At 47.5% G+C, this 6234-nt stretch carries 7 protein-coding genes and 1 pseudogene; 5 read left to right on the top strand and 3 right to left on the bottom strand.

Going from position 1 to position 6234, the window contains the following annotated elements:
- The 5 genes and pseudogenes from Q0R17_RS13670 to Q0R17_RS13650 form a co-directional block, all read left to right on the top strand.
- A pseudogene (locus Q0R17_RS13670) lies at positions 1-135 on the top strand (IS1595 family transposase); the annotation flags it as partial.
- 245 nt (positions 136-380) lie between these two features.
- On the top strand, positions 381-974 hold the full coding sequence (locus Q0R17_RS13665; protein WP_293935850.1) for a YSC84-related protein: 594 nt from the start codon (positions 381-383) through the stop codon (positions 972-974).
- 162 nt (positions 975-1136) lie between these two features.
- On the top strand, positions 1137-1349 hold the full coding sequence (locus Q0R17_RS13660) for a 4-oxalocrotonate tautomerase family protein (RefSeq protein ID WP_293935849.1): 213 nt from the start codon (positions 1137-1139) through the stop codon (positions 1347-1349).
- Positions 1346-1990 (top strand): glutathione binding-like protein, encoded by a 645-nt coding sequence (locus Q0R17_RS13655; RefSeq protein WP_293935848.1) that lies wholly within the window; start codon positions 1346-1348, stop codon positions 1988-1990. Before Q0R17_RS13660 ends, Q0R17_RS13655 begins: the two co-directional genes overlap by 4 nt.
- An 82-nt stretch (positions 1991-2072) precedes the next feature.
- A complete protein-coding gene (locus tag Q0R17_RS13650) occupies positions 2073-2948 on the top strand; it encodes a LysR substrate-binding domain-containing protein (protein WP_293935847.1) in 876 nt (291 codons plus the stop codon).
- Positions 2949-3007: 59 nt separating this feature from the next.
- Here the strand turns inward: Q0R17_RS13650 and Q0R17_RS13645 are convergent, their stop codons facing one another.
- The 3 genes from Q0R17_RS13645 to Q0R17_RS13635 are packed head-to-tail and all read right to left on the bottom strand — an operon-like array spanning position 3008 to position 6050.
- Positions 3008-5059, bottom strand: coding sequence for a phosphocholine-specific phospholipase C (locus Q0R17_RS13645; protein WP_293935846.1), 2052 nt, complete (start codon positions 5057-5059; stop codon positions 3008-3010).
- 17 nt (positions 5060-5076) lie between these two features.
- Positions 5077-5274 carry a hypothetical protein gene (locus Q0R17_RS13640; RefSeq protein WP_293935845.1) on the bottom strand — a complete coding sequence of 66 codons (198 nt, stop codon included), beginning with the start codon at positions 5272-5274 and terminating at the stop codon, positions 5077-5079.
- Positions 5275-5285: 11 nt separating this feature from the next.
- Positions 5286-6050, bottom strand: coding sequence for a LamG-like jellyroll fold domain-containing protein (locus tag Q0R17_RS13635; protein ID WP_293935844.1), 765 nt, complete (start codon positions 6048-6050; stop codon positions 5286-5288).
- Positions 6051-6234 lie beyond the last annotated feature (184 nt).

Here is a 6234-nt window from a genome sequence, read left to right as displayed (position 1 = left end):
GGCCGCTATTTGGCGGAAATGCAGTACCGATTTAATAGGCGTTTTGATTTATGCGCCCTTATTCCCCGCATGCTGCATGCCTTACTCATTGCTAAGCCTTGCCCGCGAGGGCGATTAACTGAGCAAGAGACATAATCAGGAAGTGATTAATGGTAATTTTAAGCAATTTATCATTTTATAGTGGAAAGTTATTAAAAATAAGCGCAGTCTTTATGTTGTTAAATAAATATTATGTAGCTTATTTTTTAACTAAAGAATTGTTTGGATACATAACGTAATATTAGGAGAGTTAATAGTTAAAAACTTAATAAGTTTAAAGAATAATAAGCGCTTATCTTTGTAAGAACTTATCTGAAATTTATCCAATTAGGAGTTTAATTATGCGATTACGTTCAACTATTCTGGTGTTAGCCACCATGCTTTCTTTGCCAGTATTGGCAGATTCTGCAGTAAAACAAAATAATAGCGCTTCGGCGGCGGATCAAAAAACACCCGCAGAGCGCCGTACAGAAATTGATCGCACTGCTAGCGATACACTGGCACAGGTTTATAAAAAATATCCTAAAGCTAAGTCTCAAATTGCTAAAGCACCAGCCTATGCGGTGTTTCGCACGGGTGGTTTTCAGGCCATGTTTGTTGGGGCCGGTGGTGGGGATGGGGTAGCGGTTGCATCGGGCAAGCGTACCTATATGAATATGCTGCAGGGTAAATTGGGCCTAGGTTTAGGCGCTAAGGAAACCCGTGAGGTTTGGGTGTTTACCAGCACCGATGCCTATAATAAATTTGTTTCATCCGGTTGGAGCGCAAGCGGTGAGGTAGGCGCAGCGGCTAAGCTAGGCAAAACAGGCGGGCAAATTGCCGGTGCTAAGCATCTGGCAGAAAACGTCTATGTATATCAATTCACTGAAAATGGCTTAAGCGCAGAAGCAACAGTGAATGGCGCTAAATACATGAAAAGTGATGAACTCAATTAATATTTAGAATTATAAAAATAGCCTGCAAAATATTGCGGGCTATTTTTTTACCCATAAATAATTGTATGGGCTATGGGCCGTAATCTATTTTTGGATGATTATTGTAATTTAAGCCAAGGGCACTGATATGGTTACTACACTCACCCTAATCAAGGAAGTCTCATGCCTGTCGTAAATATTCAAATTACCCGTGATGGTGCCACTGCAGAGCAAAAAGCTGCCGTGATTGCCGGTGTGACTGATGTGCTGGTTAAGGTTTTAAATAAAGACCCCGCCACCACCTTTGTAATCATCCAAGAAGTGGATACCGATGATTGGGGCCATGCGGGCAAAAGCGTGACTCAGCTGCGGGCAGATGCAGAGGGCAAACGATGATAGATCTCTACTATTGGATGACCCCCAACGGCCATAAAGTACGCATCTTTTTAGAGGAAGCCGGATTAGATTATCGGGTTTACCCGATTCATATTGGTAAAGGCGAGCAATTTGCGCCGGATTTTTTAAGTATTGCACCCAATAACCGTATTCCCGCTATTGTGGATCATTCCCCTTTCGACAATGGCGAGGCGATTCCTCTATTTGAATCCGGCGCTATTTTGCTTTACTTGGCAGAAAAAACCGGCCAATTTATCCCCAGCAATTTCAGAGATAAGCAGCTCATGCTGCAATGGCTATTTTGGCAAATGGGCGGCTTAGGCCCGATGGCTGGGCAAAACCATCATTTCTCTTTATACGCCCCAGAAAAAATCCCCTACGCTATTAACCGCTATGTCACCGAAACCACAAGGTTGTATTCAGTATTAAATAAGCAGTTGGCGGATAAGGAATTTATTGCGGGTGAATACTCCATTGCCGATATGGCCTGCTACCCGTGGATTGTCCCTTATGCGCAGCAAGGCCAAAATCTCGACGATTTTCCTCATTTAAAGCGCTGGTTTAACGCCGTGGCAGCAAGGCCAGCCGTGCAGCGCGCTTATGCATTGGCAGAGGCATTGGGTGAGCAATTGAAGGATTAATTGTGTCACAGCGTTGCTTGTCCTTACACTGTCATTTACCTTAGTTAATATGGTTTTGTGCCATTTTTAATGTAAAAAACATATGCTAAGTGAATTGCTTTGTGCTTTTTTTGCGGTAGCTCGGCAAGGTAGTGTGGCACTCGCCGCTAGGCAAATTCAATTAAGCCAACCAACTATTACTTCGCGTATTAAACAGTTGGAAGAGCAGTATCAAATTGAGTTGTTTTATCGCGGTGGTGCTCGCTGGATTTTAAGCGACGCTGGGGTTCGCCTTATGCCTATGGTGGAACGATTACTGCAAGAAGAGGCCAATATTGATTTTTGCCTGCGCAATGCAGGTGGGGCGCAGCAGGGGCATTTAAGAATTGGGGCTACAGGGCCTTTTTTTGTTAGCCAAGGAATTGCACGTTTTCATGCGGCATTTCCTCAAATTCAGTTGTCGATGGAATTTGGTAATTCAAAAAAAATGCTAAAAGCATTGAATGAATATGAGATTGATTTGGCCGTCTCTTCTAGTAAAATTGATGATCGTCGCTTAATGCGGGTTATTTTGGCTGCAGAGCCTTTGGTTTTGGCAATATCTAGTCAGCATCCCCTTGCTAAGCGAGCTGCAGTGGATATGGCAGAGTTAGCCGGTTTGCATCTGTTATTACGGGAAGAGGGCTCAGAAACACAAGTCTTAACCCAAGCCATGCTTCAGCAAGCAGGAGTAACACCCAAGTCGGCTTCTTGCATTGCCAATGGCGAGGCTATTCGGCAAGCTATTATTCATGGCTTTGGTGCCAGTATTATGTCTAAGGGTGAGGTGCTGGATTATCCCGCCATCACCGTATTGCCATTTACGCAGCCCTCCGCCTTAATTTATGAATATCTATATTATTTAAAAGACAGGGCTAAGGTGCCGTTGATTGTGGCTTTTTTAAGCCACATTCAAAATCATCCTACACAGCAGGCTTAGCCCCAGCTTCCTGCCTAGCAGCCTGTCGGACTTAGGACTGTCTTAAGTCCGACAGGCTGCTAGCTGGCGCGCTTTCTATATTTCATTACCGTGCCAGCATTGCTTGGATCGCTAATGGAGTGACGGCCCGTTTCTACCCGGCCAGCAAAGCGGCGTACAAAGCCATTGCTGCCCGTTACGCTAAAGTCATACCAGTGGCTGCTTTCGTACAATGTCCATGAATGCTCGGCATTGGTTCCGGCAGCGAGTTGTACCGGCCATGGGCCATCGGTGCGATAGTCATTGGCGGTGATGGTGAGCGCTGCATCCTTGCTGCTGGTGTTTTGCAGTTTGAGATAGATATCCCCATTCATATAGTCGTAGCAAACGCGGATTTCTGGATTGCTGTCATTGGTATTGCCTTTAAAGTGGCGGTGGTAGCCATTGGGTCCTAATACCCATAGATCGTAAAGCCCTTGATCCCCGCTAGTATCCCAGTCATCTGATAACAGCTTGCCCGGTTCAACCGTGTAGCGGCGTGGGCCTTTGTCTAGATGCAGCTTGTCGTAAACGTGGAACACCCCGCTGGCCTGGCCGGTATTGCTAAAAATCAGCCACATCTTGCCGTTGGCCGCCTCGCTGCGCCCGCTGGTGTGCAGCTCATAGGGCAGGGCGCGTGATGGGCGCACACCTTGATTTTGCCGTGGCAATACGCCTGTGGCTGGTGCGGTGGGCTTAGGCAGTTTGCTTTGATTGAGCACAATGGTATCGGCTTGACTGGTATTGGGCATAGGGGGAACAGTCAGATCATTGGGCGCAGCAAAATTAAAGGCGGACATTAAATCACCACAAACTGCCCGTCGCCATGGGCTGATATTGGGCTCAAATACCCCAAAGCGATTTTCTAAAAATTTAATCACCGAGGTGTGATCAAACACTTCAGAGTTCACCCAGCCGCCTTTACTCCATGGGGAAATTACATACATGGGTACGCGTGGGCCAAGGCCATAAATCTGCCCGTTAGTGTGGTAATCCAGCTGGGTATCAACCGTAGATTTACCTGCATAGCTGCCATCTGCATTGCGGGCAGGGGCTGCCGGTGGCGGGACGTGATCAAAGAAGCCATCGTTCTCATCAAACATCACCAAGAGCACGGTTTTGCTCCAAGTATCAGGGTTGGCGGTCAGCGCATTGAGTACCTGCTGCGTGTAATCCGCGCCTTGAATTGGGCTTGAAGGCCCTGGATGCTCGGAGTATTTGGCAGGGGCCACCAGCCAAGATACCTGCGGCAGCGTTCCACCAGCGGCGTGGATGGCAAACTGCTCCATGCTCCAAGTGGACATCCCATTACGCCACAGGCTGCTATCTGGTTTCGCGCGGCGGAAGTTAGCGAAGCCTTCTAATGAATTGTCACCAAAATTATCATTGGCATCTTGGTAGATGCGCCAGCTTACCCCTGCTTCTTCCAAGCGTTCTGGGTAGGTGGTCCAAGAGTATTCGGCGGGTGAATTTTTGCTTTCACCGTCGTTATTAATCACTGGGCCGCCATTTTTGGCTAAGGGGTCAATCATCCCTGTCCATAGGTGCAGACGATTCGGGTTGGTGCCGCCATGGAAGGCGCAATGATAGGCATCGCAAATGGTAAAGGCATTGGCCAGCGCAAATTGGAACGGCAGGTCTTCTTGGCGGTAGTAGCCCATGGAGTACTGCGTTTTAAATTTAGGCCATTCATCCATACGCCCACCTGCCCAAGCGCTTTGGGCATCAGGCATCAGATGCGGTGTGCCGGGAACGCGCTGGGCGCTGGTGATGCGGGTATCCATATGGTATGGCGGGATTTCCCTGCCGTTGGCATCTTTCTGGTTCCAGACAGTTTTACCTCCTGGCAGGGGGATGGCCAGCTTATCGCCAAAACCACGCACCCCATGCATCGTGCCAAAGTAATGATCAAAGCTGCGGTTTTCTTGCATCAAAATCACTACGTGCTGTACATCGTTGATGGTGCCGGTTTGCGAATGAGCAGGAATGGCCAGTGCTTTCATAATACTGGGTGGAATAAAAGAGAGTGCTGTGGCACCGCCTGCAGTTTTGGCTGCAAAGCTTAAAAAATTTCTACGATTAATTGTTTTCATATCATCACTAACTTGGCTTAAGGGGCGCAGTGCATGGCGGGTGGCTGCGGCTGATTACCTGCTGAAGAAGCATTGGTAGCGGCGGCTGAGGCGCTTGCCGTGGAGCTGGCTGCTCTGGCAGGGCTGGTATCCTCCCCGCCGCAGGCGCTTAAAATGCTGCAAAGCAGGGGGAGCAGAACAAGGCAAGATAGCTTGCGGCTTGAAAATGACTTCATATTGGCTTCTCTTATGGATTAAACGATTTCAGTGATTTACCCGTCGTAGCCAGGCCCATAACATCGTCTTGGCTTAGTACGCGGTTCCAGATCGCTAGATCGCTAAAATCAAAAGAGCCCGCTGAGCCGCCTTTTGCTGCAGTAAAGTAATTGCCCTGCGCATCTTCATTGAGTGCCAGCATATTTAAGCCAGAGAATTTGCTTAAATCAAAGCTTGCTAAGCTGCTGCTGGCGCTTTGTAATGGGCGATTCGGGTCAGCAATAAATACCTGCACCGTTTTTTTGACCGCATCCACACTCATGACCAAATAAACCCAGCTATTGGCATTAAATGACAGCTGTGGATCGACGCGGTTTTTGCCATCCCCAATATTGAATTTAATGCTGTTGGTGTATTGACCAAAGGCAAAGCCCATATTCGCACCGCTCTTGTAGTCTTTATTGGCTATCACCGGCACATCATTACGCACGCCATCGGAGCGGAACCAAAAGCCTACTGAGAAACCAGTATCTTTAGTTAAATCAACCGCCAATGGCACTTTGAAACCACCATCGCAGCTGGCGCATTGTGGAGTACTGCCATTAGCTGTGGATTGCAGCGCTTTATTGCTTAATGGGCCATTAACGTAATTAGCCGTTCGGCCCGTAATAAAACTAGTGAGCGCAGGGTTAGATTTATTGCCATTTAGCTTGCTATCTAAGGAAAAGTATTGCGTCAGACCAGCCAAAATACTTTCATCCAACACGGCAGGTTTAATGTAATCAATTTGTGCCAAATAAGATGTCAGCGTATTGCCAGCGCTTAGGGTGTAGTTAAATTTACCTGATTATGTCTCTTGCTCAGGATCCCTTGATTTAGCCATTCGCGCGGCGTAAAGTGAACGAACGTTCTGTTTTGCGGAGGTGGATCATGCCCATCAATGGCATTCAGATGCAAAAAGGCTTGTCTTTGCCTGAGTT

It is taken from the genome of Iodobacter sp., assembly GCF_025352645.1.
In the GTDB taxonomy this organism is placed as follows: domain Bacteria; phylum Pseudomonadota; class Gammaproteobacteria; order Burkholderiales; family Chitinibacteraceae; genus Iodobacter.
This window is presented reverse-complemented; position numbering and strand designations above follow the sequence as displayed.